The following is a 24,914-nucleotide window of genomic DNA, read 5'->3' on the forward strand; positions in this document are numbered from 1 at the left end:
GCGGGCGTGTCCGCAGGAAGGAAACACCATGGCGCTGATGATCACCGACGACTGCATCAACTGCGACGTTTGTGAACCCGAGTGCCCGAACGAAGCCATTTCGATGGGGCCCGAGATCTATGAAATCGACCCCAACAAGTGCACCGAGTGCGTCGGGCACTTCGACGAGCCGCAATGCCAGCAGGTCTGTCCGGTCGCCTGCATCCCCAAGGATCCGAACCGGGTGGAGTCGCAAGACGTGCTGATGCAGCGCTATCGGCTGCTGACCGCGGCCAAGCACGCTGCCTGAACCGCTGACCGTCGGCTTGCGCGGCTTCGCATCACTTCGCACTGCACTCAGAGGTAAAAAAAGCCCCCGTCACCGAAAGGTGGCGGGGGCTTAACTTTTTCCCCAGTTACTACGGTACTACGGCACTACTCGGTTACGCACCCATCGGCTTGCCGTCCGTGCGGCGCACGACGATAGTCGAGGAGCGCGGCGGCTTGGCGGCGTCCGGCCACTGGCCGGTCGGGTGCTGGATGTTGATGAAGCAGGTGGTCAGGTCCGGCGTGTAGGCGATGCCGGTGATCTCGCAACCGGTCGGGCCGACCAGGAATCGCTTCGACTGCCCGGTCGGCGAGATGTAGTACATGCTGTTGTTGCCGAAGGTGTTGGTGTAGGTCGAACTGGTGCTCGAATCGGTTTGCACCCACATACGACCCTTCGGGTCCACGCGCAGGCCGTCCGGGCTCGAGAACGTATCGCCGTTGATGTTGCCCTTCAGGTTGTCCGTGGCCAGCGACGGGTCGCCGGCCTGCAGAAGGATGCTCCAGCTGAAGGTGGTGGCCAGCGGCGAGTCGCCGGCTTCCTTCCACTGGACGATGTGGCCGTGCAGGTTCTGCACGCGCGGGTTGGCGGCGTCGGTTTGCTGGCGGCCGCTGTTGTTGGTCAGCGTGCAGTAGACGGTCTTGTCCAGGCCGACCGTGATCCATTCCGGGCGGTCCATCAGCGTGCCGCCAGCCACGCGCGAGGCAGCCTTGGTGTTGACCAGCACGTCGGCCTGCGTGGCGAAGTCGACAGTCGTCGGTGCCGGCGAGGTGGCAGACTGGGTCCAGATGCCCGGATCCGAGGCGCCAACGGTCAGGCCATTCTTGCCTTGCGTGAGTTCGACCCACTGCCCGCTGCCATCGGCGTTGAACTTCGCCACGTAGAGCGTGCCGCTGTCCAGCAGGTTGGCGTTGGCCGCGCGGTTGTTCGGGTCGAACGCCTTGCTCGGGATGAACTTGTAGATGCAGCCCGGCGTGCCGTCATCGCCCATGTAGAAGGCCACGTTGTTGCCGGCATCGGTCATGAAGGCGACGTTTTCATGGTCAAAGCGGCCCATTGCCGTGCGCTTGGCCGGTGCGCCCAGCGTGCCATACGGGTCGATCTCGACGACCCAGCCGTAGCCCTTCTCGTCCTGGGTCGTGTCCAGGTAGTTGTCCGTGCTTTCTTCGCAGGTCAGGTAGGTGCCCCAGGGCGTGTACCCGCTGGAGCAGTTGTTGAGCATGCCGACCACGGTGGAGCCCACCACCGGAGCGGCCGGACCGCCAACGCGGTACAGGGTGTTGCCGGTGTAGCGCTTGTTGTAGATCGAGTCGCGCTTGACCTGCCACTTGCCGCTGGCAGCCAGTTCGACCTCGATCACCGAGATGCCGACCGCCGACAGCGCAATGCGCTTCTGCTCGGGGCTGGCCGTGGCTTCGGCGTAGGTGCCGCCGGCGAACAGGATCTTGTAGTCCGGCAGTTCGTGGTTGATGGCGAGCAGGCCGCCCTTCTGCGGATCGACACCCGACAGCGCGAAGAAATGCATGCCGTCATGGTTGCCGCCGGCCTGGCGCTCGGTCTCGGCCGAGGACTGGAACGCGCCGGCATAGCCGGTGGCGCCGGCCTCGACCGGATCGCCAGCGGAAAACAGCACGTCGACGCTGTAGCCGTTCGGCACGACCACCGTGTCAGCGGTCGACTTGGCGACCGGCTCGAAGGTGACGTCATAGCTGGGTGTGACAGCGCCAGGTGCCGGGCCGGGAGCCGGAGCCGGAGCGGGCGCCGGCGCAGGCGCAGGGTCGTCGTCGCCGCCGCAGGCGGCCAGCAGGCCGCTGCCAAAGGCGGAAAACAGCGACAGGCCCACGCCGCCGCGCAGCACCCGGCGGCGGGCCGGGTTGGCCGCAACGATGTCTTCCAGCCGCTGGCCGGGCACGTCAACGTCAGGCTTTGCAGCACGGCCGGCGGCGCGCGCTTCGTCGGTCAGGTACGACATGGGCTTTCCTCTCTTGTGGGTTTGTCATGCGCGCCGGTTACGATGTGATGCCGGCGTCGTGGAAACCCCGCAATATAGGGACTGCCCGTGGAAATTTGATGACAGCTTGTCTGCAACATAAGAGTTGCAGCGCGCCAACGACAAACGGGCCGCGCGTGCGGCCCGTGTCACATGGATGTCGCGCGAATGTGCCTGCGCCGCCCGGCGTCAACGCGTGGTGTGCAACTGCGCCATCGCGCGTTCGGCATCGCCGCGCGCCAGCAGGCCGAGCGGATCGATGCTGCGGTCGATGGCCGCGTCGATCGCTTCCTGCTCCTCTTTGCGCGGCGGCTTGAGCACGAAGTTGACCACGTCCTCGCGGCCCGCGCCGGCGCCGCCAGGCGCATTGCGCGGATGGCCGACGCCGATGCGCAGGCGCCAGTAGTCCTGCGTGGTCAGGTGGGCCGAGATGTCCTTGAGGCCGTTGTGGCCGCCCGCGCCACCGCCGCGCTTGAGCTTGACGGTGCCGGACGGCAGGTCCATCTCGTCATGGGCGACGACGATCTCGTCTGGCAGGATCTTGTAGAAGCGTGCCAGCGAGACCACGGCCAGCCCCGAGCGGTTCATGAAGGTCGACGGCTTGAGCAGCCAGATGTCCTGGTCCCACAGCCGCGCGCGTGCGGCCAGCCCGTGAAAGCGGCCTTCCACGCGCGGCGTGGCGCCGCCCATGCGGGCAAGCTGGTCCACCAGCCAGAAGCCGGCGTTGTGCCGGGTGGCCTCGTACTCCGCACCGGGATTGCCGAGGCCGACGATGAGCTTGATCATGCGATTGACTGAGTCGTTGGCGCGCAGGGCTGCGCCACAGGCGCCAAGGATACCGAAAATCCAGCCAGGTGCCGGTTCGGCAGGGTCGAAAAAAAACCGCCGCGAAGGGCGGCGGTTTTTTCCGTGGCGCGCCCGGAAGCCGCGCCCGCTGCAGCAGCAGCTTAGGCAGCCGGCGTTTCGCCTTCGCCCTCGGCAGCGCCTTCGGCGGCCGAAGCAGCGCCAGCCGGCAGCGAGATGCTGGCGATGGCGGGGTTTTCGTCACCGTGGGTGATGACGGTCACGCCCTTCGGCAGCTTCAGGTCGGCGAGGTGCAGGGTCTGGCCCAGTTCCATCGCGCCGACGTCCACTTCGATGAACTCAGGCAGGTCGGCCGGCAGGCACGACACTTCCAGGTCGTTGACGATGTGGTTGACCAGGCCATGGCCCAGCTTCACGCCAGGAGCGGTTTCCTGGTTCATGAAGTGCAGGGGCACCTTGACGTGGATCTTTTCCGAGGCCGACACGCGCTGGAAATCGACGTGCAGCACCAGCGGCTTGAACGGGTGCATCTGGAATGCGCGCAGCAGGGCCTTTTCCGACTTGCCAGCGACTTCCAGGTCCAGGATCGACGAGTGGAACGCTTCCTTCTTCAGGGCGTGCCACAGTGCGTTGTGATCCAGTTCGATCATCTTCGGCTCGGCAGCGCCGCCATAGATGATGCCGGGGGTCTTGCCCGAATTGCGCAGGCGGCGGCTCGCACCCGTACCCTGTACGCTACGCTCGAAAGCGACAACTTTCATGATGACTCCAAAAGTAAGGAAGGCTGTCCGCGACCAGACAGCCTAGTTGCGGCGCAAACAAGAGAATCAGCGCCGATCAAGTCACGTTGGCCGCCGCAAAACGGCAGCCAGCGCAGTAAAGCCTTAAGAACCCGCAAACAGCGACATGATCGAGTCGCCCTTGACGATGCGGGTGAAGGTCTCGGCCAGCAGCGGGGCGGTCGAGAGCTGGCGGATCTTGCCGCACTTGGCCGCTTCTTCCGACAGCGGGATGGTGTCGCACACCACCACTTCGTCCAGCGACGAGTCGGCGATGCGGGCGGCGGCGCCGCCGGACAGCACCGGGTGCGTACAGTATGCAAACACCTTCAGCGCGCCACGTTCCTTCAGCACCTGGGCCGCCTTGCACAGCGTGCCGCCGGTGTCGATCATGTCATCCATGATGACGCAGTTGCGGCCCTCGACTTCACCGATGATGTTCATCACCTCGGCCACATTGGCCTTGGGACGACGCTTGTCGATGATCGCGAGATCGCAGTTCAGTTCCTTGGCCAGTGCACGCGCACGAACCACGCCGCCGACGTCCGGCGAGACCACCAGCAGGTCGCCGTAGTTCTTCTCGCGCAGGTCGCCCAGCAGTACCGGCGATGCGTAGATGTTGTCGACGGGAATATCGAAGAAGCCCTGGATCTGGTCGGCGTGCAGGTCCATCGTCAGCACGCGCTCGACGCCGGCGACTTCCAGCATGTTTGCCACGACCTTGGCCGAGATTGCCACGCGCGCCGAACGCGGGCGGCGGTCCTGGCGGGCATAGCCGAAGTAGGGCATGGCGGCGGTGATGCTGCGTGCCGAGGCGCGCTTGAGCGCGTCGACCATCACCATCAGTTCCATCAGGTTGTCGTTGGTCGGCGCGCAGGTGGACTGCAGCACGATGACGTGCTTGCCGCGAACGTTTTCCTGGATTTCAACCTGGACTTCACCGTCGGAGAAACGGCCAACCTGGGCCTTGCCCAGCGGAATGCCGAGGTGCTGTACGACAGCCTCCGCGAGTTTGGGGTTGGCGTTGCCGGTAAATACCATCAAGCCTTCGCTGCTCATTCGGGGCACCTGTCTTGCTGCTGGGGGAGCTTGGTGTCACCGGCGAAGCCGGTGACTTGGAAGATATCGTGTTCCGTTAGGACACTATAGGAAGTAATGGCAGGGGAAGAAGGATTCGAACCTTCGAATGCCGGAATCAAAATCCGGTGCCTTGACCAACTTGGCGACTCCCCTACACAACCGGGCCGTTCTTCGTGGTACCAACCTGCCGTACCGCGCCGAACGATAACTTGCTATGCGAACGCTGCGAGCGGATGATGTGCCAGACTCCTCACACACCTGCCATCCCATTCGGGAGGCAACCTTTCCAAAACCTGCTGCGCTGTCTTTGCGTCAGGAAAACGCGCAAACACGCAGGCTCCGGAACCGGTCATCCTGGCATGCTGATTGTATTGCTTCAGCCATTCCAGGGCTCGGGCGACTTCGCCGAACTTCGCTGTTGCTATCGGTTCCAGGTCGTTGCGACCGAAATCGAATTTGTTTGTGCGAGCAGCGAAGACCGCAATTATGGAGACGGGCGTATCCCTTGTCAAGCGCTGGTCCGAAAAAATTTCAGACGTTGGTACATGTTGTTTCGGATGAATGACCACGAACCAGCTTTCGGGCAACTCCACCGGGGTCAGCTGCTCGCCCACGCCCTCGGCGAATGCGTTCTGGCCGAACACGAACACTGGCACGTCCGCACCCAGCGCCAGGCCGATGCGCATCAGTTCCTCGCGCGGCAGGCCCAGGCCCCAGAGGTGGTTCAGGGCCAGCAGCGTGGTCGCGGCGTCCGACGAGCCGCCGCCGATGCCGCCGCCCATCGGCAGCACCTTGTCGATCGCGATGTCGGCGCCGAAGGGGGTGCCTGTAGCCGCCTGCAACGCGCGCGCGGCGCGCACGACGAGGTCGCTGTCGGCGGGCACGCCGGGGACGTCGGAGACGCGCGCCACGATGCCGTCGTCGCGCCGGCGGAAATGCAGCGTGTCGCACCAGTCGACCAGCTGGAACACGGTCTGCAGCGTGTGGTAGCCGTCGGTGCGGCGCCCGGTCACGTGCAGGAACAGGTTGAGTTTCGCGGGCGCGGGACAGTCGCGCAGTTCGGCCGGCGGCAGTGCCGGGGTGCGGTCAGGGTTCATGGCGTCTGGGGATCGATGACGAGCCGCACCGACAGCGGATTGCTGCCGGAGTCGCGCGCGAGGTCGATGCGGCGCGGCAGCGCTACGGCGGTGCCTGCGGGCTGCGCGTCCTGCCACGCGACGTAGCGCACGGTCCAGCCGTTCTGCGCCAGCGTCGACAGGCGCCCCTGCTCGTCGCGCGTGGTGCGCGCGGGGGATCCCTGCGCGGCGCGGCCGTGCAGCCAGTCGCGCATGCCGGCCACCGGCAGCGCGAATCCGAGCGCCTCTTCCATCAGCGTGTCGACCTCGGGCGCATTGCGCGGCGGCTGGTTGGGCAGGTCCAGCGTGGCACCGGACGGCGTGGCGGTGACCACCGCCAGCGTCTGGCCCAGCGGCGAAACCAGGTCGAGCCGCACGTTGCGGCCTTGCTCTTCCCAGCGGAAGCTGCCGGTCACGCCTTCGTCGCGGCCGTAGCGCTGGTAGTTGGCCGAAAAACGGCCGGTATATTGCTGGTTCGCGCTGGATTCGCCGGCATCGAAGCCACGCGACGGAGCCACGCTGGCGCATGCCTGCAGCAGCAATGGGGCGCCCAGGCAAAGCAGTGCCAGGCGTCTGGTTCGATTCATGGGCATGGTCGTGGAGCGGCGGCGCGCGGCCGCGGCCGCCGGACTGACGGAAATCCCGTGCCGCGCCCGGCAACGCAAGCGCGGCAAGCGGGGTTACGGGGTTGGCTACTTGGCCAGCTGCACGTCGAACTTGTATCTGCGCAGCGTATCGACCAGGGTTTCGTTCTCTGGATCGATGCGCATGGCCTCGGTCCAGGTCTTGCGCGCTTCCTCGTGCTCGCCGAGCTGCCACAGCACCTCGCCCAGGTGCGCGCCGATTTCGGCTTCGGGCGCCTTGGAATAGGCATTGCGCAACAGGTCCGCTGCGGGGCGCAACTCGCCCATGCGGAATTTGACCCAGGCCAGGCTGTCCATGATGTAGGGATCGTCCGGGCCCAGCTCGGTTGCGCGTTCAAGCAGCATGCGCGCTTCCGGCAGCCGCTCGTTGCGATCGGCGAGCGAGTAGCCAAGCGCGTTGTAGCCCTGCTTCTGCTGCGGCTGCAGCGCGATCACGCGGCGCAGGCCTTTTTCCATGCTGTCGTAGCGCTTCTGGCGCTCGTCGAGCATGGCCAGCTCGTAGATCCAGTCGGCATTGTCGGGCTCGGCGGCGACGCGGTCGTCGAGCAGCTTGCGCGCGCGGTCGTAGGCCTTGGTCTCCATCAGCGTGGCCACCTCGGCCTGGCGGATCGCCATGACGCGCTGCGCGCGCTGGCCCGGATCGGGGATTTCGTCGGCATCGGCAAGCATCTCGCCGAACAGTGCCTGGGCATCGTCCAGCTTGCCCAGGCGGGCCAGCAACTGCGCGCGCTTGGCGGTGGCCGCCGGGGCCAGGCGGATGTCCTCGATGCGGTCCAGCCACTGGATCGCGCCGGCATAGTCCTTACGTTCCTCGGCAATCTGCGCCAGGTACTGGTAGGCGATATCGGGATTGGCCGTGGGTTGCTTCTCGACCAGCTGCAGGTACTCCTGCAGGTATTGCTCGGCTTCGCTGTAGTTCTTGGCCTGCAGGCTCGTCAGTCCCAGCGCCAGTGGCACGCGCGGATCGGCGGGCGCCACCTTGCGCAAGGTCTCGAACTCTTGCCGTGCCGCCTGCATGTCGTTGCGCAGCAGGTACAGCCGTGCCAGCGTGATATGGCCGTTGACCGAGTCGGGCGACTTGTCGAGGAAGCGCTTCAGGATGGCGACGGCTTCGTCGGGTTCCTTTTCGGCCCGCAGCTCGGCGGCCATCAGCGCGGCGGCCTCATAGCCCGGCCGCAGTTTCAGTGCCTGGTCGAGCGCGGCGATCGCGCCCGGCACGTCACCGGCGATTTCGCGCGCGCGCGCCAGCGCCACATGGGTTTCCGGCAGTTTCGTATCATTGCGCGTCAGTTCCTGCAGCAGCGCTGCCGCGCCGGCGGGATCACTGGTGCGCGACAGTTGTTGCTGCATCTGCAGGATGGCGTCGCCGCGGTGGCTGGCGGGCACCGCGGCCAACTGCTGCTGCAGCAGCGGGCGGGCATCGTCCCAGCGTCCGTTCAGCACCAGCAACGTCGACAGGACCTGCGCGGCGGCGGGCGAACCGGGCGAGATTTCGCGCCACAGCCGGGCCGCGTCCAGCGCCTGCTGCGGGATGCGCGCATTGAACGCGATCTCGGTGGCGCGCTGCGCGAAGCGTGGGTCGCGGGTCTGCCGCGCCAGTTCGAGGTAGGTGCGATAGGCCGGTCCGACCAGGCCGCGCTGCATGGAAATCTCGGCCGCCAGCACCATATAGACGATGTCGTCGGTCAGTTCCAGCGACGGCAGCTGGCTGCGTGCCGACTTGCCGGTGCTGCCCGCGGGGCGCGTGTCGTCGGAGGCTGCGATCTGCATCGGCGCAAGCTGCGGCAGCGGTCCGTCGCCGGCCGGAGGTGCCGCATGCGCGGCGCCAGCCAGGGCGAGCAGTGCGGCGGCGCCCAGCGCACGTGCGTGGCGGCGGGTATTGGCAAAGGCTCCTGCGACGCCTGCTGTGCGCGAAAATACGCCCTCGTGCGCGGGGATGCTGCACTTGGAGGCGTGCAATGTGGCGTCCGGCATCAGGTCCGGCGTCAGGTCCAACTTCAGGTCCGACATGTATCGAGTGCTCCGGCGCGCGCTGGCGAAGGAATGGATAAAGGCATTGTAGCCTGCCGCTACAATGCGCTGCTCGGCGCGCTGGCCCATGGCCAGCAAGGCCGGCAGGAGTTTGGAGCGGTAACCAACGGAGAGGTTCGATGCCTGAATTGCCCGAGGTCGAAGTGACCCGGCGCGGCTTGCTGCCGCATGTGGTGGGGCGGCGCATTGAAGCGGTGACGGTGCGCCACCGGGGGCTGCGCTGGCCGGTCGAGCCGGACCTCGAAACCCGCCTGGCGCAGCGCGTGGTGCGCCGGATCGAACGCCGCGGCAAGTACCTGCTGCTCGAGTGTGTCAGCGAAGATCCCGCCGAACCGGCCGGCTGGCTGCTGGTGCATCTCGGCATGACCGGCACGCTGAGGGTGTTGCCGCAGGCGCCGCCGCCGGGCGCCCACGACCACCTGGACATGGTGCTGGCCGCTGGTGCCGAAGGTGTAGGCGATGCAGCGGGCGCCGGGGGCCCGCTGGTGCTGCGTTTCCGGGATCCGCGCCGCTTCGGTGCAGTGCTGTGGACCACGCTGACCGAGGAAGAACTGCCATCCCACCCGCTGCTGCGCACCCTCGGCATCGAGCCCTTCGATGCTGCTTTCGACGGTGCCTGGCTGCACCGGCACACGCGCGGCCGCAGTGCCGCCATCAAGACGGTCTTGCTGGCGGGCGGCATCGTGGTCGGGGTCGGCAACATCTACGCGTCGGAAAGCCTGTTCCGCGCGCGCATCCGGCCGACCACGCCGGCCGGCCGCCTCAGCCGCGAGCGTTGCGACCGGCTGGCGCAGGCGGTGCGCGAGACCCTGGCGCAGGCGATCGAACGGGGCGGCAGCACGCTGCGCGATTTCGTCGGCAGCGACGGCGCCAGCGGCTACTTCCAGCTCGATTGTTTTGTCTACGACCGGGCGGGCCAGCCATGCCGCATCTGTGCCACGCCGGTGCGGCAGATCGTGCAAGGCCAGCGCTCCACCTTCTACTGCCCCAACTGCCAGCACTGACCGGCGAGTGCCGTTGCGATGCGCCGTGTGGCGCACAATGCGCGCCGCTGCCGATTGTCGATGGCTCGGCGCAACACTCTGTCCGCACGCCAATCGCAAGGGACGCGAATTCCACAAAACCGCCGTGGAAACCTGTATTGTGTGCAGCAGTTATAAAAAGTTACAAAAATGGAACAGATTGGCTCGCCCGAGGACTGCGGCGGGCCGGCATTGCGGGAACACGGGCACGCCTCCGCCGGCGGCGGCCCCGAGGCAAAAACCGAGTCAGCCGAACAGCTCCATGACAACGCTCGCCCACCAATTCGAACAATACGGCGCCTGGAGAACGGGGGTCCTCCAGTCCCTGGCCGAATTCCAGTCGTGGCTGCAGCAGCACGACCTGTACGACGCGCAGGCCGACGACCGCGTGCAGCGCATCCAGAACGTGCTGCGCAGCGACCGGCTCAAGGTCGCCTTCATTGCGGAGTTCTCGCGCGGCAAAAGCGAGCTGATCAATGCGATCTTCTTCGCCGACTACGGGCGCCGCATCCTGCCATCGTCGGCGGGCCGCACCACGATGTGCCCGACCGAGCTGCGCTACGACGAGGCCGAGCCGCCCTGCATCCGGCTGCTGCCGATCGAAACCCGGCTTCAGGACGCCTCGACCGCGGATTTTCTCGAGGCCGGCCCGTCGGCACACTGGCATACGGTGCCGCTTGACCCATCCTCGCCCGAGGGCATGCTCGAAGCCTTCCAGCACGTGGTCCAGACCGTGCGCGTGCCGCCGCAGCAAGCCGAGGCGCTGGGCCTCTACCATGAGAGCGACCCCGATGCCGCCTACGCGGTCGATGCCGAGGGCATGGTCGAGATCTCGCGCTGGCGCCATGCGGTGATCAATTTCCCGCACCCCCTGCTGCGCCAGGGGCTGGTCATCCTCGACACGCCGGGGCTGAACGCGATCGGCACCGAGCCCGAACTGACGCTGCGCCTGATCCCCGACGCGCACGTGGTGGTGTTCGTGCTGGCTGCCGATGCCGGCGTGACCAAGAGCGACCTTGAGCTGTGGCGCACGCACGTGGACGCCGGCCACCGGCGCGGCTGCCTGGCGGTGCTCAACAAGATCGACGGGCTGTGGGACCCGCTGCGACAGCCGTCCGAGATCGCGGGAGAGATCGGGCGGCAGGTCTCAAGCACGGCGCAGGTGCTGGGCATCGAGCAGGCGCGTGTGTATCCGGTGTCGGCGCAGAAGGGCCTGGTGGCAAAGGTCACGCACGACGACGCGCTGCTGGGGCGCAGCGGCTTGCCGGAGTTCGAGCATGTGCTCTCCGACCAGCTGATCCCGCGGCGGCGCGACATCGTCTCGGACCAGGTCCACCGCCAGGCGCAGGACATGGCCCGGGCCGCGCAGCAGCTGCTGCAGAGCCGCCGCCGCGATATCGTCGAGCAGCTGTTCGAGCTGCGGGGGCTGCGCGGCAAGAACCACGCGATGGTCAAGCACATGCTGATGCGCGTGCAGGGCGAGAAGGACGAGTTCGAGCAGAGCATCAGCAAGTTCCAGGCGCTGCGGCTGGTGTTCGGCCGCCACAGCGCCGACATCATCAAGAGCCTGCAGCTGCGCGACGTGCGCCGGACCATGCGGGCGGCGCGCGAGCAGATGAAGGAGCGCTTCTTCTCGCGCGGCCTGCGCGAGGACATGGACGCGCTGTTCGCCCAGCTCACCGCGCTGGTGACCGATGCCGACAGCAAGATCGGGCAGCTGCACCAGCTGATCGAAAGCATGTACCGGCGCTTCAATGCCGAGCATGGCTTCACGCTGCCCGCGCCGATGCAGTTCACCGCCGAGCGCTACGTGGCCGAGCTGCAGGAAACGCTGCGGCTGGTGCATGCGCACTTCGGCACGGTCAGCATGCTGACGCGCTCGCGGCCGCAACTGGTGCAGAACGCATTCAGCACCATGGCCAGCCGCGTGCTGGAAAACTTCCGCGACCTGAATCGCGATATCGAGGTGTGGCTCAAATCGGTGATGACGCCGCTGGAAGCGCAGGTGCGCGAGCACCAGAAGCAGCTGCGCCGGCGCGTCGATTCGATCGAGCGCATCCATGAAGCGACCGATACGCTGGAAAGCCGTATTGCGCAGCTCGAGGAAGTACTGAACGGGCTGGACGAGCGCAGCGGGAAGATCGAGGGGTTTGCGCAGCGGTTGCTGCGGCCGGCGACCGGGACGGAGCAAGCGAGCCTGGCGGTGGCGTGACCGGAAGCGGCTGACGGGAATCGATTTCCGCGCCGGTATATCATGTAGCGCCGCGCATAGCGGCGCTTTTTTTTGATGCAAAACGCCGGTCGTCAACACCAGGCGTCACACCACTGGCCGTACTCCATGCCCCGCAAGTCCGCCCCCCGAGCTACCGCAGCCATTCCCGACGACATCCACGTGCCCCCCGATTTCGGCGCACGGGTCGTCAACTGGCAACGCGTCCACGGCCGGCACGACCTGCCATGGCAGAACACGCGCGACGCCTACCGCATCTGGCTGTCGGAAATCATGCTGCAGCAGACCCAGGTCAGCGCGGTGATCGAATATTTCCAGCGCTTTGTCGCCACGTTGCCGACGGTGCAGGCATTGGCCGCTGCGCCTGCCGACCAGGTGATGGCGCTTTGGGCCGGGCTCGGATATTACTCGCGCGCGCGCAACCTGCACCGCTGCGCCATGCAGGTGGTCAGCGAGCACGGCGGCGTTTTTCCGACCGATCCCGCGGTGCTGGCGACGCTGCCCGGCATCGGCCGCTCGACCGCGGCGGCGATCGCCGCTTTCAGCGCCGGCGTGCGCTCGCCGATTCTCGACGGCAACGTCAAGCGCGTGTTTGCGCGCTGCTTCGGCATCCATGGCCATCCGGGCGAGCGCGCGGTGGAAACGCGCATGTGGCAGCTGGCGGGGATCGCGCTGCCCGCAGCGGGCCCGCGCCAGGCCGAAGACATGATCGCCTATACGCAAGGACTGATGGATCTCGGCGCGACGATCTGCTCGCGCGGCAAGCCGGCGTGCCTGGCCGATGCCGGCGCGTGCCCGCTGTCCGCCGGCTGCGTGGCGCGCCGCGAAGGGTTGACTGGCGTGCTGCCCACGCCAAAGCCGCGCGCCGCGATCCCCGAGCGCAGCACGGTGATGCTGATGGTACGGCGCGAGCGTGAAGTGTTGTTGCGGCTGCGCCCTGACAGCGGCATCTGGGGCGGCCTGTGGAGCCTGCCGGAGATGGCGGTCGACACCGTGCCCTTCGATGCGGAAGCCGCCGAAGCCGCCGCGCTCGACTACGCCCGAGCCTACGGTGCCCCCGTGCGCGCCGCGATGGCGGGCGAACTGACCCATGTCTTCACGCACTTCCGCCTGTTGATCCGCGCGATTCGCGTCGATGTGGGCGCAGGGGACTTGCTGGTGCGGGACAGCGCCACGGATGCCGCGCAACGCTGGCTCTCGCTCGACGATCTCGATGCGTTGGGCACGCCCGCGCCGGTGCGCAGGCTGCTGGAAGACCAGGCCCACGGCGGGCTGTTCTGAAACGGGCCCCGGCGCGGCTCAGACGATGTGGTTCTGCCGCATGTAGCGGTGGACGATCTCGATGCGCATGCCCGCGTCAGGCAGCGCCATCAGCATTTGCTTGGCTTTCAGCGGCACCGGCAGCAGTTCGCACAGCCGGTTGGCGACCCAGCTGGGATCGTCCCACAGGTAAGGCTCGTCGAACGGCATCCGGTCGGGCTGCTCGGCATGCAGCCGCGTCACGATCCGGCGCAGCGCGTCCAGGCACTCGCCCAGCAGTTCGAGCTTGCAGTCGATGATATCGGCGGGCAGCACCTCGGCACGCGCGACCAGCAGGCCGTCGTCGCGGGTCTCGTGGCTGATGATCCGGAAACGTTCGCGCCCGCGCGCGCGGATCAGCAGCACGCCCAGTTGCTCCATGTTGCAGTCGACGATTTCGGCCAGGCAGCCGACCGTTTCCGGCACGGTGGACTTGCCTGGCCGCGCCACTTCGTCGCCGCTTTCGATCAGGCAGGCGCCGAACGGCGTGCTGTCGCGCAGGCAGTTGCGCACCATGTCGACATAGCGCGCCTCGAACACGCGCAACGGCAGCCGGCCACCGGGAAAAAGCACGGTGTGCAGCGGGAACAGCGGGAGGTTGTCTAGCGTCTGTGGCTCGGGATCGGACCCGGCGGACGAGGTGGGGCGGTATAGGTCGGTGGAAGACATGCGGTGCCAGCGTGCATAAGGGGATGCAGTGGGATGCCAGAATGCAGCAACGGCGCGCCGCCGGACCGTACGCCACGCCGCCGCTGCCCGCAGGCACGCACGCTTGGCGTCAGCCCGCCGGCGCGAGCTCTCGGTGTCTCACCAGCACATTACCATGCGCGCGGAAATAGTTGGCGAGCCTTTCCGCAATATAGACCGAGCGATGCTGGCCGCCGGTACAGCCGATTGCGACGGTCAGGTAGCTGCGGTTGTCGGCGATGAAACTCGGCAGCCACTTTTCCACATAGGCGCGGATATCCTCGGCCATCGCCAGCACCATCGGCTGCGCCTGCAGGAAATCGATCACCGGCGTGTCGCGCCCGGTCAGCGGGCGCAGCGCCAGGTCGTAATAGGGATTGGGCAGCGAGCGCACGTCGAACACCATGTCGGCGTCGCTGGGCACGCCGTGCTTGAAGCCGAAGGACTCGAACAGCAGCGTCAGGCGCTCGCTGTCGTTGCGGATCAGCTCCTTGATCCAGCTGCGCAGCGTATTGGTGCGCACATTGCTGGTATCGATGCGGTGCGCGGCCTCGGCCAGCGGGCTCAGCAGCTCGCGCTCCATTTCGATCGCTTCCATCAGCGCGGTGTCGTTGAAGGCGGGCTCGCCCCCGGGGTTCACCACGCCGCCATCGGTGCGGATCGAAAGCGGATGCCGCCGGCGCGTCTCGGAGTAGCGCTGCACCAGCGCGTCCGTGCTGGCGGTGAGGAACAGCACCTCGACCTGGTGCTCGCCGGCGAGCGTGCGCACGGTATCGGGCAGATGATCGAGCGACTCGCGGCTGCGGATGTCGGTGGCAACGCCCAGGTGTGTATAGCCCTGGCTGGAGAGGTAGCGGGCCAGTTCCGGGATGAACTGCGCCGGCAGGTTGTCCACGCAGTAGTACCCCGCATCTTCGAGGACGTTCAGTGCGACGGACTTGCCGGAACCGGAAATGCCGGTGATGAGGATGATGCGCATAGCAACTGAAGCATAGCATCACGTGATGGCCGCGTCATGGCAGTGGGATGACTGCGGACCCGGAAACAACAATGGCGAACCTCGCGGTTCGCCATGTCGTGGTTTGCTCGGAAGAAGACTTGCTTCAGGCCGACTTCGACAGGCACTCCTTCATGTACGCCTTGTACTCGTCGCCCTTCTTGCCCTTGCCTTCCTTGCTGCAGGCCGCCATCTTTTCCTGCTGGGTCTTGGGCACCGCGTCCGGCTTGGCCGACAGGCACTGCTTCATGAACGCCTTGCGCTCGTCGCCCTTCTTGTCGCCGGCCTGCGTATTGCAGGTCTTCATCTTTTCCTGCTGCGCGGTGGGCGCCTTGGCGGCGTCCTTTGCCGGGGCCGCCGGTGCCGACGCCGACTGGGCGAAGGCCACGGATGCCAGCAGCGGGGTGACCAGCGCGCACATCGCGATCAGTTTTTTCATGCTTGCTCTCCTTGGTGTGGAAAACATCACGGCCGCACGGTGTCAGGGCTCGCGGCGGCCTGGTAATGGGCTCGATGCCCATTACAGCACAAAACGACAGACTGGATGTCGGCGTTGACGGCGGGGGAGGCCGCCGTTGTAAGCAATTGAAAATGCGTGCGCGGGCAATCAGTCCGATCAGAGCAGGCGGCCCTGGCCGCGCGAGACTGCATCGGCCTGCATCGCGGCGCGCTGGCGGTCCATGAAATCGCGCAGCGTGTCGATGCCGCGCAGGCGCAGGATGGTGTTGCGCACCGCCGCCTCGACCAGCACGGCAAGGTTGCGGCCGGCCGCCACCTGGATCTTGACCATGTGGATCGGCAGGCCCAGCACGTCGAGGTATTGCGAATCGAGCGGCAGGCGCTCGAATTCGCCGTCGTTGCGGCGCACCAGCTGTACCACCAGCTTGATCTTCATCTTCCGGCGCACCGCGGTCTCGCCGAAGATGGTCTTGATGTCGAGCAGGCCCAGGCCGCGCACTTCGAGCAGGTTCTGCAGCAGCGGCGGGCAGCGGCCCTCGATGAAGTCGGGCCCCAGCCGTACGAAGTCGACCGCGTCGTCAGCCACCAGGCCGTGGCCGCGCGAGATCAGTTCCAGGCCGAGTTCGCTCTTGCCAAGGCCCGATTCGCCCATGATCAGCACGCCCATGCCGAGGATGTCGAGAAACACGCCGTGCATGGTCACGCGCGGCGCGGAAATGCGCGACAGGTACAGCCGCAGGTGGTCGATCACCGCGGCCGACGACACCGGCGTGGTGAACAGCGGCGTGGAAGAACGCGTGCAGCGCAGTTCCAGGTCCGGCGGCGGCTCCATGCCGTCGGCCACCACCAGGAAAGGCGGCTCCAGCAGGATCAGCTCGCCCATCTGGCGCTTGCGGATATCGTCGTCCAGCCGCTGGTAGTAGGTGATCTCGGGCTTGCCGAGCACCTGGATGCGGTTGGGGTGGATCAGGTTCAGGTGCCCCACAAGGTCCGCGGCAGAGGTCGCCTCGCGGGCGAATTCCACGTCGAAGGCGCGGTCCGCACCTTCCAGGCCGGCCACCCACGAGAGCTTGAGGTCGGCTGCGTTGTCGTCGAAGATGGACTGGGAGGTGACGCCGGTGAGTTCCATGCGGGTATGACGTGTGGGGCGGTGTGCCAGGCGCTGCGCCTGTCCGGTCTGTGCCGGCCCGTTCAGGAGAGTCGGTGAATCACGGATGCCATTCGGTCAGCAGCTGGTGCACGGCTTCGGAAGTGGGCAAGGTGGCCAGCCCTTCGCGCATGTCGCGGTCCGATAGCAGCTGCGCGATCTCGGACAGGATTTCCAGGTGCTGCTGCGTGGCCTGTTCCGGCACCAGCAGGAAAATCAGCAGCGATACCGGCTTGCCGTCGGGCGATTCGAACGGAATCGGCTCGGCCAGGCGCATGAAGGCAGCCAGCGGCTGCTTCAGGCCCTTGATGCGGCCGTGCGGGATCGCCACGCCAGCGCCGAGTCCGGTGGAGCCCAGCGACTCGCGCGCGAACAGGTTGTCGGTCACAGTGGCGCGCGCCACGCCATGGTTGTTCTCGAAGAGGAGCCCGGCCTGCTCGAACACACGCTTTTTGCTGGTGACGCTGACGTCGAGGGTGATGTTGCCGGGTGGCAGCAATTTGGCCAAACGATTCATGGGCGATGCGCAGGAGTTCAGTTAGCGGGCGGATCCGCCGTTCCGCCGGGCAGTGTGTGGCTCAGGGGCTGCCGGTCGCCGGCAACGCCAAGGCGTCCGGCCATTATAGAGCAGCGGCCTCCCTCTGATTGTGCAGCGCAGCGCCGTCCCGGTGGGCCTCCGCACCTTTACCGGACGCGGGCAGGATGCGGCTCTGCATGTATGGCGCAGCATACACCCTGATGCGGCCGTTGCGAACACTCCGCCTCAAACGGGTGACAGGCCTTTGCGCTGGCGCCACAGCGGCGCAGGCGCAAAAAAGCCGCGCTTTGCGCGGCTTGCCTGTTCAGTCTTGATTCAGCGGCCCTCTGCGGGGCCACCGGGCACGCTCATTGCTGCATCTGCGCTGCGGCCATCTGGTATTTGACCGCTTCGCGGTCGTGGCCTTGCACGCGGTCCTTGTAGCGCAGTACCTGACGGTCCAGCTTGTCGACTAGTGCGTCGATCGCTGCATACAGGTCTTCATGATGCGCTTCAACGAAGATGTCCTTGCCCCTGAGATGTAGATTGATTTCCGCATATTGCCGCCTGTCCTTTTCCTTGTGATTGTCGACAGAGAGCAGCACGCTAACGCCAATGACCTGATCGAAATGCCTGACGATTCGCTCCAGCTTCGTTTCCACGTACTCACGCAACGGCGGCGTGATGTCAAGGTGGTGTCCACTGATCTTGAAGTTCATAGCGCTTCTCCTTCTGAAAGAGCCTCACCAGGCAGGCGGTGGGCTCGGCTACAAAGACTTGCGGAGATTCACTGCGGGGATCTTCAGGGCTTCGCGATATTTGGCAACGGTGCGGCGTGCGACAACGAAGCCTTGCTCACCCAGCAGTTCGGCGATGCGACTGTCGGAAAGGGGATTCCTCGGGTCTTCGGCTCCTATCAGTTGCTTGATCAAGGCGCGGATGGCCGTTGATGAAGCCGCGCCACCGGTTTCGGTGGACACGTGGCTGCCGAAGAAGTACTTAAGTTCGAAAGTACCCATCGGCGTTGCCATGTATTTATTGGTCGTCACCCGGGAGATGGTTGACTCGTGTAATCCCAGTGTATCGGCAATCTCCCGCAAAACCAAGGGGCGCATGGCGATTTCGCCGTGCGTGAAAAAGTTCTTTTGACGCTCGACAATGGCCTGCGAGACACGCAGGATCGTGTCGAACCTCTGCTGGATATTCTTGATCAGCCAGCGCGCTTCCTGCAGCTTCTGCTGCAGGCCCGCGGTTCCCGACTCGCCCTTGGCGCCGCGCAGGATCTGCGCATACATGTCGTTGATGCGCAGCCTGGGCATCACATCGGGATTGAGCTGCGCGATCCAGCCGCTGCCGCTCTTGCGCACGAACACATCGGGCACAACGAAGTCGGCTTCCGGGCGGCTGTATGCATGGCCAGGGTATGGGGCCAGCGAGCGGATCAGTTCGTGCGCGGCCTTGAGTGCAGGCTCGTCTACCTGCAGCGCTTTTTTCAGGCGCGTGTAGTCGCGCACTGCCAGCAGTTCGAGGTGGTTGTGCACGATGTTCAGTGCCAGCTCGCGCTGCGGGTGCTGCAGCCGGCGCAATTGCAGGCCCAGGCATTCGGCCGCGTTGCGCGCGCCCACGCCCGGCGGGTCGAAGCTTTGCAGCAGCCTCAGCATCGCCTGCACTTCCTCGATCTCGAATTCGAGCTCTTCCGGCAGTTCGGCGCAGATCTCTTCGAGCGTCGCGCTGAGGTAGCCATCGTCGTCGAGCGATTCGATCAGGAAGATGGCCAGGCCCTTGTCGCGCACCGAAATTTTCAGCGGCGTGAGCTGTTCCATCAGGTATTCGCGCAGCGTGGGCTCGGCCTCGCGCAGCTGCATCGGCGTCTTTTCGTCTTCGTCGCCTTGCGGGCGGCGCGCAAAGTCGTCAAGGCTCCAGTCGCCGCCATAGTCGTCGCCGCTGTTGCTGTCGCCGTAGCTGTCGTCATCGCCCGCGCCATCGGCGCGCGCCTCACCGTTGCCTTGCGGTTCGGCCGGTGCCGACGCCGGCGCGCTCTGCACGTTGACCGAGCCATCGGCGGCCACGCGCAGGGGGCTTTCGATCCAGTCGTTCTCGCGTTCGAGCAGGGGGTTTTCCGTGAGCGCCTGTTCGACTTCCTGCTGCAGTTCCAGCGTCGAAAGCTGCAACAGCCTGATCGACTGCTGCAGTTGCGGAGTCAGTGCCAGGTGCTGGGAGAGGCGGAGCTGTAGCGACGGTTTCATGCGACCTATTTTATGCGCATCTTTCCGTTGTTGGAACGGAAATTGCTATCAATGTCGCGGCTCGATCGACGCCGGCAGTGGGCTGGCCCACACCCAGATCATGGGGCCGAAAGCAGGGAGAATCAATGGCCTGCCGCTGCGGGCAGGCCAGTACATCACATGCGGAAGTTTTCGCCGAGGTAGACGCGCCGCACCGATTCGTTGGCGATGATCTCTTCGGGCCGCCCGGCGGCCAGCACCGTGCCTTCACTGATGATGTATGCGTGGTCGCAAATGCCAAGTGTTTCGCGCACGTTGTGGTCGGTGATCAGCACGCCGATGTTGCGCGCCTTCAGGAAACTGACGATGCGCTGGATCTCGCCCACTGCGATCGGATCCACGCCGGCGAACGGTTCGTCCAGCAGGATGAAGCGCGGCGACGATGCCAGCGCGCGCGCGATTTCCACGCGGCGGCGTTCGCCGCCGGACAGCGACAGCGCCGGATTGTTGCGCAGGTGCGCAATCTGCAGGTCGTCGAGCAGCGCGTCGAGCCTGCGGTCGATCTCGGCCCTGGCCAGCGGCTTGCCGTTCTCCACCTGCAGTTCCAGCACGGCGCGGATGTTTTCCTCGACGTTGAGCTTGCGGAAGACCGATGCTTCCTGCGGCAGGTAGGACAGGCCCATGCGCGCGCGTTCGTGGATCGGCAGGCCGCTGATGTGGTCGCCGTCGAGCACGATATCGCCCTCGTCCAGGTTCACCAGCCCCACGATCATGTAAAACGAGGTGGTCTTGCCCGCGCCGTTGGGGCCGAGCAGGCCCACCACTTCGCCGCTCTTCACGTCCAGCGAAACATCCTTGACCACCGTGCGCGAGCCATAGCGCTTTTTCAGGTGGCGCACGACCAGCGTGCTGCCGCCTTCGAGGACGGCCGTGGCTTGGACGGAAGGCTTTTCGGCGATGGTGGCGGTATCGGTCATTGGCACAGTCTGGCGTTCAGCGTTTCAGGCGGAGACACGGTCCCCGCGAGGCGTCAGGGTTTGTTGGCGGGCGCGGGCGCCGGCTTCAGGTCCAGCGGCGAGCCGCTGCCCGAACCCTGCGCATTCGGGTCCTGCCGCGGCGACAGCACCGCGCGCACGCGGCCCGACGGATTGGCGGCGGAGGTGTTATCCCCGCCGCCAGCAGCCGTGTAGAACTCCTTGCGGCTGTCGTAGGTCAGCACCGCGCCGCGGATCTCGTCGAGCATCTTGGCGCCCTGCAGGCGCGCCATGCGCGCGTGGCCGATCAGCTTGGACAGCTCCTGCTTGCCGTCGTATTCGATGCGGTCGCCCCAGCCGTCGATGTACTCGTCGACACCCTCGCGCTTCTGCCGGATATAGGCCTGCTTGCCCGCCTTGGCGGTGGCCACGGCGAACTGGTAGCCCTCGGGGTCGGTGCGCAGTTCGGCCGCATCCGACTTCAGGACCATCGTGCCCTTGGTCAGCACCACGTTGCCGGTCAGCGTATAGATCTGCTTGACGTCGTCATAGCTGGCGTTGTCGGCCTCCAGCACCATCGGCTTGTCGCGGTCCGCGCGCTCGGCCAGCGCGGGCTGGGCCAGCAGCAGGCCGAAGGCCATGGCCGTGGCGAGCAGGGCCGGAGCGGCGTGTCGACGGGACGAAGTCGTCAGGAATGCAGTCATGTTGGCAGCGGTGGCTAGAGGGCGTGGTGATGCGGGTTAGGGCGGGTCAGGCGGATCTTGCGGGGCAGGCAGGGCGCGCAGCGGCATTGCCGTTGCCGGCGGCCGGCCGCGCGGACCGGGTCAGGGCCCCGGCGTACGGCCCGGAGACGGCCCGGTGACGATGGTGCCGCGTACATTGCCGAGCAATTGTACTTCGCGGGTGACGTTGTTGAAGATCAGCCCGTTCGCGGTCATCACCGACGGGCCGCGCGTCAGCTTTACCGGCTTGTCGGTCTTGACGATGTCGTCATTGACCAGCAGCTGGAAATAGCTCGACGCGGCGGTCAGCTGCGGGTCCTTGGACGGATCGGCGCCCTGCTGGCGCAGCACATGGCCGTTGCCGTACAGGTCGATCACCGAGCCTTCGGCGTTCATGCGGCCAAGATCGGCCCGCGCCGTCACCGGCGGACGGTCCGGTTCATAGGCGCGCAGCGCGGGACGCGTGACCTCGTAGGTCTGGTCGTCCTCGAAGTGGACCATGCGTTCGCCGGTGAAGCGGATCTTGGTACTGCCGTCCTGCGCCAGTTCCGTGGCCGAGAAACGGTCCATGAAATAGTCCGGCTCGTGCTTCTTGGTCGCCTGCGTGTCCTGGCTTTCCTTGGGCGAGTTGATCTGCACCAGCCAGAAGGTGCTGCCGGCGACGATGGCCATCAGCAGCAGCGGCAGCAGGCGCATGACGATGCCGCTGAGGGAGGCGATGAGTGCCTGCATGGTTTGCTTGTCGGTGTGCTTCTCCGCGCCCCGTTCAGATGACCTTGGCGCGGGTCAGGTCGTGGATATGCAGCGCGCCGACCAGGCGCCCGTCGTCGTCCACCACCAGCAACTGGTTGATGCGGTTGGCTTCCATCACCTGAACCGCCTCGACCGCGAGCTGGTTCTGGTTGACCACATGCGGGTTGCGGTGCATGACCTCGCCGATGGGCACGGTCTTCCAGTCGCGCGGGGTTTCCAGCAGGCGGCGCAGGTCGCCGTCGGTGAAGACGCCGATGGCATGGCCATCGGGATCGACTACCGCGGTCATGGCCATGCCCTTGCGCGTGATTTCCATCAGCGCCTGGGCCAGCGGGGTGTTCTCGCGGACTTCGGGCACCGCATTGCCGGTGCGCATGACGTCGAGCACATGGGTCAGCAGCTTGCGGCCGAGCGCGCCGCCCGGGTGCGAGCGGGCGAAGTCTTCCTCGCCGAAGCCGCGCGCGTCCAGCACCGCGACCGCCAGCGCATCGCCCAGTGCCAGCGCGGCGGTGGTGCTTGCCGTTGGCGCCAGGTTGAGCGGGCAGGCTTCCTTTTCCACGCCGGCGTCCAGGTGCGCGTCAGCCAGCTTGGCGAGGTTCGATTCCGGATTGCCGGTGACCGAGATCAGCCGCGCCCCGATGCGCTTGACGATCGGGATGATCGACAGCAGCTCGCCGGTCTCGCCGGAATTGGAGAAGGCGATCAGCACGTCGTCGCGCGTGACCATGCCCAGGTCGCCGTGGCTGGCCTCGGCCGGATGGACGAAGAACGCGGGGGTGCCAGTGGAAGCCAGCGTGGCCGCCACCTTGCGCCCGATATGGCCGGACTTGCCAATGCCGGAGACCACCACGCGCCCGCTGCATTGCAGGATCATCTGCACGGCACGGGCAAAGTCGTCGGTCAGGCGGCCGGAAAGTGCGGAAACCGCTTCGGCTTCGGTCTGGAGTGTGTCGCGGGCGAGCCGGAGTGCTCGATCCGCATCGAAATTGGCTATCATGGCGTCGAAGTATACCAACGAATGCGACGTCGCCCGGGGCTGGCTCGATGTGCCCCCGCGTGCCCGCCGCATCGACGCGCTTGCCAAGTTTCCCCGGCAGGGTGCCCGTGCCGGGTCGGACGCGCGCCTGGCCGGTTACCCGACCATCCTGATGCATTCACCGCTGGAACTGACCCTGGTGCTGCTGGCCGCTGCCGTCTTCGGCGTGGTCGCGTTCCGCATGCTGCAGCTACCGCCTATGCTCGGCTACCTGGCCGTTGGCATCCTGATCGGCCCGCATGCGCTGGGGCTGGCCAGCGACACCGCGCAAACCAAGTACCTGGCCGAGTTCGGCGTGGTGTTCCTGATGTTCTCGATCGGGCTGGAGTTCAGCCTGAGCAAGCTGCGGTCAATGAAGCGGCTGGTGTTCGGACTGGGCGGCTCGCAGGTGGTGCTGTCGATGCTGGCGGTGGTGCCAGCCAGCTGGGCCTTCAACTGGCTCTTTCCGCTGTCGTGGCAGGCCTCGGTGGCGCTGGGCGGGGCGCTGGCGATGTCGTCCACGGCCATCGTCTCCAAGATGCTGTCCGAGCGCATGGAGCTCGAGAGCGAGCACGGCCGCAACATCATCAGCATCCTGCTGTTCCAGGACCTGGCGGTGGTGCCGCTGCTGATCGTGATCCCGGCGCTGTCGCGCGATCCCGGCGACCTGGTGATGGCGCTGGGGCTGGCCACGGTCAAGATCGTGGTGGCACTGGGCGCGATCTTCTTCCTCGGCCAGCGCCTGATGAGCCGCTGGTTCCACATCGTGGCGGCGCGCCGTTCGCAGGAACTGTTCATGCTGAACCTGCTGCTGGTGACGCTGGGCATGGCGGCGCTGACCGAGCGGCTGGGCCTGTCGATGGCGCTGGGCGCGTTCATGGCCGGCATGCTGATCTCCGAGACGCCGTACCGGCACCAGGTGGAAGAAGACATCAAGCCGTTCCGCGACGTGCTGCTGGGGCTGTTCTTCGTCACCATCGGCATGCTGCTCAATATCCGCGTGGTGCTGGACCACCTGTGGCTGGTGCTGGCGCTGCTGCTGGTGCCGATCCTGTTCAAGCTGGTGCTGATCGCGGTGCTGGCGCGGGTATTCGGCTCGCGCCAGGGGGTGGCGATCCGTACCGGCCTGGGGCTGGCGCAGGCCGGCGAATTCGGCTTCGTGCTGCTGAACCAGATCGACGGCCTGAACCTGGTCGACCCGGTGCTGATCCAGGTGATCCTGGCCTCGATGCTGCTGTCGATGCTGGCCGCGCCGTTCCTGATCCAGTACAGCGACGCCATCGTGCTGCGTTTTGCTGCCAACGAATGGCTGATGCAGTCGCTGAACATGACCCGCATCGCCGCGCAGAGCCTGCAGACGGAAAAACACGCCATCATCTGCGGCTTCGGCCGCAGCGGGCAGAACCTGGCGCACATGCTGGAGCGCGAGGGCATCACTTATGTCGCGCTCGATCTGGACCCCGACCGCGTGCGTGAAGCCGCCGCCGCGGGCGACACCGTGGTCTACGGCGACGCCGGCCGGCGCGAGGCGCTGATCGCCGCCGGTATCCACCGCGCCGCGGCGCTGATCGTCACCTACGCCAACACGCCGTCGGCGCTCAAGGTGCTGCACCACGTGCAGGAACTGGAGCCGGCGCTGCCGGTGATCGTGCGCACCGTCGACGATTCGGAGCTGGATGTCCTACAAAAGGCCGGCGCCACCGAGGTGGTGCCGGAGATCATCGAGGGCAGCCTGATGCTGGCCTCGCACGCGCTGGTGCTGCTGGGCGTGCCGATGCGGCATGTGCTGCGCGGCGTGCAGGAGGCGCGCGACGCGCGCTACAGCCTGCTGCGCGGCTACTTCCACGGCCGCGACGACGATGAAGACATGGTCGAGCGCGATTCGGTGCGGCTGCATTCCGTATCGCTGGGGCCGCAGTCCACCGCGGTGGGGCGGCGCCTGGGCATGCTCGGGCTGGAGCGGATCGGTGTGGAAGTGACCGCGGTGCGCCGGCGTGGTATCCGCGCCTTCGATCCGGAGCCCGAGACCGTGCTGGAACCGGGCGATATCGTCGTGCTGCGCGGCCAGCCGGAAGCCTTGGAAGCCGCCGAGATGCGGATCCTGAACGGCTAGCCGC

General features: G+C 66.3%; 23 protein-coding genes and 1 tRNA gene. 5 read left to right on the forward strand and 19 right to left on the reverse strand.

Annotated features, from left to right (window positions below):
• Positions 1 to 28 precede the first annotated feature (28 nt).
• Positions 29 to 289, forward strand: coding sequence for a YfhL family 4Fe-4S dicluster ferredoxin (locus J8I82_RS08805; protein WP_209756388.1), 261 nt, complete (start codon positions 29 to 31; stop codon positions 287 to 289).
• Between the two features lie 133 nt (positions 290 to 422).
• Here the strand turns inward: J8I82_RS08805 and J8I82_RS08810 are convergent, their stop codons facing one another.
• The 8 genes from J8I82_RS08810 to J8I82_RS08845 form a co-directional block, all read right to left on the reverse strand.
• Entirely contained in the window at positions 423 to 2,279 is a 1,857-nt protein-coding gene (locus tag J8I82_RS08810; protein WP_209756390.1) for a PhoX family protein, read from the reverse strand.
• 207 nt (positions 2,280 to 2,486) lie between these two features.
• Positions 2,487 to 3,083, reverse strand: a complete 597-nt coding sequence (pth, locus tag J8I82_RS08815) for an aminoacyl-tRNA hydrolase (RefSeq protein ID WP_209756392.1) — start codon at positions 3,081 to 3,083, stop codon at positions 2,487 to 2,489.
• 161 nt (positions 3,084 to 3,244) lie between these two features.
• Positions 3,245 to 3,862, reverse strand: coding sequence for a 50S ribosomal protein L25/general stress protein Ctc (locus J8I82_RS08820; protein ID WP_209756394.1), 618 nt, complete (start codon positions 3,860 to 3,862; stop codon positions 3,245 to 3,247).
• Between the two features lie 123 nt (positions 3,863 to 3,985).
• Positions 3,986 to 4,939: a ribose-phosphate pyrophosphokinase gene (locus tag J8I82_RS08825; protein ID WP_209756396.1), complete on the reverse strand. Its 954-nt coding sequence runs from the start codon at positions 4,937 to 4,939 to the stop codon at positions 3,986 to 3,988.
• 97 nt (positions 4,940 to 5,036) lie between these two features.
• Positions 5,037 to 5,113 (reverse strand) — tRNA-Gln (locus J8I82_RS08830).
• Between the two features lie 59 nt (positions 5,114 to 5,172).
• On the reverse strand, positions 5,173 to 6,057 hold the full coding sequence (gene ispE / locus J8I82_RS08835; RefSeq protein WP_209756398.1) for a 4-(cytidine 5'-diphospho)-2-C-methyl-D-erythritol kinase: 885 nt from the start codon (positions 6,055 to 6,057) through the stop codon (positions 5,173 to 5,175).
• Positions 6,054 to 6,662 carry a lipoprotein insertase outer membrane protein LolB gene (lolB, locus tag J8I82_RS08840; RefSeq protein WP_209756400.1) on the reverse strand — a complete coding sequence of 203 codons (609 nt, stop codon included), beginning with the start codon at positions 6,660 to 6,662 and terminating at the stop codon, positions 6,054 to 6,056. The genes ispE and lolB overlap by 4 nt, the downstream gene beginning before the upstream one ends.
• A 105-nt stretch (positions 6,663 to 6,767) precedes the next feature.
• Positions 6,768 to 8,729 (reverse strand): tetratricopeptide repeat protein, encoded by a 1,962-nt coding sequence (locus J8I82_RS08845; RefSeq protein ID WP_209756402.1) that lies wholly within the window; start codon positions 8,727 to 8,729, stop codon positions 6,768 to 6,770.
• A 140-nt stretch (positions 8,730 to 8,869) separates the two neighbouring features.
• Between J8I82_RS08845 and mutM the strand changes: the two genes are divergently transcribed.
• The 3 genes from mutM to mutY all read left to right on the forward strand — a co-directional run bounded on the left by mutM (position 8,870) and on the right by mutY (position 13,283).
• Positions 8,870 to 9,754, forward strand: coding sequence for a bifunctional DNA-formamidopyrimidine glycosylase/DNA-(apurinic or apyrimidinic site) lyase (gene mutM / locus J8I82_RS08850; RefSeq protein ID WP_209756404.1), 885 nt, complete (start codon positions 8,870 to 8,872; stop codon positions 9,752 to 9,754).
• Positions 9,755 to 10,034: 280 nt separating this feature from the next.
• On the forward strand, positions 10,035 to 11,984 hold the full coding sequence (locus J8I82_RS08855) for a dynamin family protein (protein WP_209756406.1): 1,950 nt from the start codon (positions 10,035 to 10,037) through the stop codon (positions 11,982 to 11,984).
• Between the two features lie 126 nt (positions 11,985 to 12,110).
• Entirely contained in the window at positions 12,111 to 13,283 is a 1,173-nt protein-coding gene (gene mutY, locus J8I82_RS08860) for an A/G-specific adenine glycosylase (RefSeq protein ID WP_209756408.1), read from the forward strand.
• An 18-nt stretch (positions 13,284 to 13,301) separates the two neighbouring features.
• Here the strand turns inward: mutY and J8I82_RS08865 are convergent, their stop codons facing one another.
• The 11 genes from J8I82_RS08865 to J8I82_RS08915 form a co-directional block, all read right to left on the reverse strand.
• Positions 13,302 to 13,970 carry an LON peptidase substrate-binding domain-containing protein gene (locus J8I82_RS08865; protein ID WP_209756411.1) on the reverse strand — a complete coding sequence of 223 codons (669 nt, stop codon included), beginning with the start codon at positions 13,968 to 13,970 and terminating at the stop codon, positions 13,302 to 13,304.
• Between the two features lie 109 nt (positions 13,971 to 14,079).
• Entirely contained in the window at positions 14,080 to 14,967 is an 888-nt protein-coding gene (gene rapZ / locus J8I82_RS08870) for an RNase adapter RapZ (protein ID WP_209756413.1), read from the reverse strand.
• Between the two features lie 124 nt (positions 14,968 to 15,091).
• On the reverse strand, positions 15,092 to 15,424 hold the full coding sequence (locus tag J8I82_RS08875; RefSeq protein WP_209756415.1) for a PsiF family protein: 333 nt from the start codon (positions 15,422 to 15,424) through the stop codon (positions 15,092 to 15,094).
• Positions 15,425 to 15,601: 177 nt separating this feature from the next.
• Positions 15,602 to 16,573, reverse strand: a complete 972-nt coding sequence (gene hprK, locus J8I82_RS08880; protein WP_063236682.1) for an HPr(Ser) kinase/phosphatase — start codon at positions 16,571 to 16,573, stop codon at positions 15,602 to 15,604.
• A 79-nt stretch (positions 16,574 to 16,652) separates the two neighbouring features.
• Entirely contained in the window at positions 16,653 to 17,108 is a 456-nt protein-coding gene (ptsN, locus tag J8I82_RS08885) for a PTS IIA-like nitrogen regulatory protein PtsN (protein WP_029046777.1), read from the reverse strand.
• 368 nt (positions 17,109 to 17,476) lie between these two features.
• Entirely contained in the window at positions 17,477 to 17,827 is a 351-nt protein-coding gene (hpf, locus tag J8I82_RS08890; protein WP_029046778.1) for a ribosome hibernation-promoting factor, HPF/YfiA family, read from the reverse strand.
• A 48-nt stretch (positions 17,828 to 17,875) separates the two neighbouring features.
• On the reverse strand, positions 17,876 to 19,354 hold the full coding sequence (locus J8I82_RS08895; protein ID WP_209756417.1) for an RNA polymerase factor sigma-54: 1,479 nt from the start codon (positions 19,352 to 19,354) through the stop codon (positions 17,876 to 17,878).
• Positions 19,355 to 19,509: 155 nt separating this feature from the next.
• Positions 19,510 to 20,310 carry an LPS export ABC transporter ATP-binding protein gene (gene lptB, locus J8I82_RS08900; RefSeq protein WP_133093642.1) on the reverse strand — a complete coding sequence of 267 codons (801 nt, stop codon included), beginning with the start codon at positions 20,308 to 20,310 and terminating at the stop codon, positions 19,510 to 19,512.
• A gap of 53 nt (positions 20,311 to 20,363) precedes the next feature.
• Positions 20,364 to 21,011 carry a lipopolysaccharide transport periplasmic protein LptA gene (gene lptA / locus J8I82_RS08905; protein WP_209756419.1) on the reverse strand — a complete coding sequence of 216 codons (648 nt, stop codon included), beginning with the start codon at positions 21,009 to 21,011 and terminating at the stop codon, positions 20,364 to 20,366.
• A 120-nt stretch (positions 21,012 to 21,131) separates the two neighbouring features.
• The gene (gene lptC, locus J8I82_RS08910) at positions 21,132 to 21,761 is read right to left on the reverse strand and encodes an LPS export ABC transporter periplasmic protein LptC (protein ID WP_209756422.1); all 630 of its coding nucleotides are present in this window, start codon (positions 21,759 to 21,761) and stop codon (positions 21,132 to 21,134) included.
• Positions 21,762 to 21,795: 34 nt separating this feature from the next.
• Positions 21,796 to 22,779, reverse strand: a complete 984-nt coding sequence (locus tag J8I82_RS08915; RefSeq protein ID WP_209756424.1) for a KpsF/GutQ family sugar-phosphate isomerase — start codon at positions 22,777 to 22,779, stop codon at positions 21,796 to 21,798.
• A gap of 151 nt (positions 22,780 to 22,930) precedes the next feature.
• On the opposite strand from J8I82_RS08915, the gene J8I82_RS08920 reads away from it, so the two are divergent.
• Positions 22,931 to 24,910: a monovalent cation:proton antiporter family protein gene (locus J8I82_RS08920; RefSeq protein WP_209756823.1), complete on the forward strand. Its 1,980-nt coding sequence runs from the start codon at positions 22,931 to 22,933 to the stop codon at positions 24,908 to 24,910.
• Positions 24,911 to 24,914 lie beyond the last annotated feature (4 nt).

The organism is Cupriavidus consociatus (assembly GCF_017814975.1).
Taxonomy (GTDB): Bacteria; Pseudomonadota; Gammaproteobacteria; order Burkholderiales; family Burkholderiaceae; genus Cupriavidus; species Cupriavidus consociatus.

What these genes read in the sequence shown, in the direction of transcription:
- J8I82_RS08805 (WP_209756388.1), top strand. Translation starts at nt 29, where the DNA reads ATGGCGCTGATGATCACCGACGACTGCATCAACTGCGACGTTTGTGAA.
- J8I82_RS08810 (WP_209756390.1), bottom strand. Translation starts at nt 2,279, where the DNA reads ATGTCGTACCTGACCGACGAAGCGCGCGCCGCCGGCCGTGCTGCAAAG.
- pth (WP_209756392.1), bottom strand. Translation starts at nt 3,083, where the DNA reads ATGATCAAGCTCATCGTCGGCCTCGGCAATCCCGGTGCGGAGTACGAG.
- J8I82_RS08820 (WP_209756394.1), bottom strand. Translation starts at nt 3,862, where the DNA reads ATGAAAGTTGTCGCTTTCGAGCGTAGCGTACAGGGTACGGGTGCGAGC.
- J8I82_RS08825 (WP_209756396.1), bottom strand. Translation starts at nt 4,939, where the DNA reads ATGAGCAGCGAAGGCTTGATGGTATTTACCGGCAACGCCAACCCCAAA.
- ispE (WP_209756398.1), bottom strand. Translation starts at nt 6,057, where the DNA reads ATGAACCCTGACCGCACCCCGGCACTGCCGCCGGCCGAACTGCGCGAC.
- lolB (WP_209756400.1), bottom strand. Translation starts at nt 6,662, where the DNA reads ATGAATCGAACCAGACGCCTGGCACTGCTTTGCCTGGGCGCCCCATTG.
- J8I82_RS08845 (WP_209756402.1), bottom strand. Translation starts at nt 8,729, where the DNA reads ATGTCGGACCTGAAGTTGGACCTGACGCCGGACCTGATGCCGGACGCC.
- mutM (WP_209756404.1), top strand. Translation starts at nt 8,870, where the DNA reads ATGCCTGAATTGCCCGAGGTCGAAGTGACCCGGCGCGGCTTGCTGCCG.
- J8I82_RS08855 (WP_209756406.1), top strand. Translation starts at nt 10,035, where the DNA reads ATGACAACGCTCGCCCACCAATTCGAACAATACGGCGCCTGGAGAACG.
- mutY (WP_209756408.1), top strand. Translation starts at nt 12,111, where the DNA reads ATGCCCCGCAAGTCCGCCCCCCGAGCTACCGCAGCCATTCCCGACGAC.
- J8I82_RS08865 (WP_209756411.1), bottom strand. Translation starts at nt 13,970, where the DNA reads ATGTCTTCCACCGACCTATACCGCCCCACCTCGTCCGCCGGGTCCGAT.
- rapZ (WP_209756413.1), bottom strand. Translation starts at nt 14,967, where the DNA reads ATGCGCATCATCCTCATCACCGGCATTTCCGGTTCCGGCAAGTCCGTC.
- J8I82_RS08875 (WP_209756415.1), bottom strand. Translation starts at nt 15,424, where the DNA reads ATGAAAAAACTGATCGCGATGTGCGCGCTGGTCACCCCGCTGCTGGCA.
- hprK (WP_063236682.1), bottom strand. Translation starts at nt 16,573, where the DNA reads ATGGAACTCACCGGCGTCACCTCCCAGTCCATCTTCGACGACAACGCA.
- ptsN (WP_029046777.1), bottom strand. Translation starts at nt 17,108, where the DNA reads ATGAATCGTTTGGCCAAATTGCTGCCACCCGGCAACATCACCCTCGAC.
- hpf (WP_029046778.1), bottom strand. Translation starts at nt 17,827, where the DNA reads ATGAACTTCAAGATCAGTGGACACCACCTTGACATCACGCCGCCGTTG.
- J8I82_RS08895 (WP_209756417.1), bottom strand. Translation starts at nt 19,354, where the DNA reads ATGAAACCGTCGCTACAGCTCCGCCTCTCCCAGCACCTGGCACTGACT.
- lptB (WP_133093642.1), bottom strand. Translation starts at nt 20,310, where the DNA reads ATGACCGATACCGCCACCATCGCCGAAAAGCCTTCCGTCCAAGCCACG.
- lptA (WP_209756419.1), bottom strand. Translation starts at nt 21,011, where the DNA reads ATGACTGCATTCCTGACGACTTCGTCCCGTCGACACGCCGCTCCGGCC.
- lptC (WP_209756422.1), bottom strand. Translation starts at nt 21,761, where the DNA reads ATGCAGGCACTCATCGCCTCCCTCAGCGGCATCGTCATGCGCCTGCTG.
- J8I82_RS08915 (WP_209756424.1), bottom strand. Translation starts at nt 22,779, where the DNA reads ATGATAGCCAATTTCGATGCGGATCGAGCACTCCGGCTCGCCCGCGAC.
- J8I82_RS08920 (WP_209756823.1), top strand. Translation starts at nt 22,931, where the DNA reads ATGCATTCACCGCTGGAACTGACCCTGGTGCTGCTGGCCGCTGCCGTC.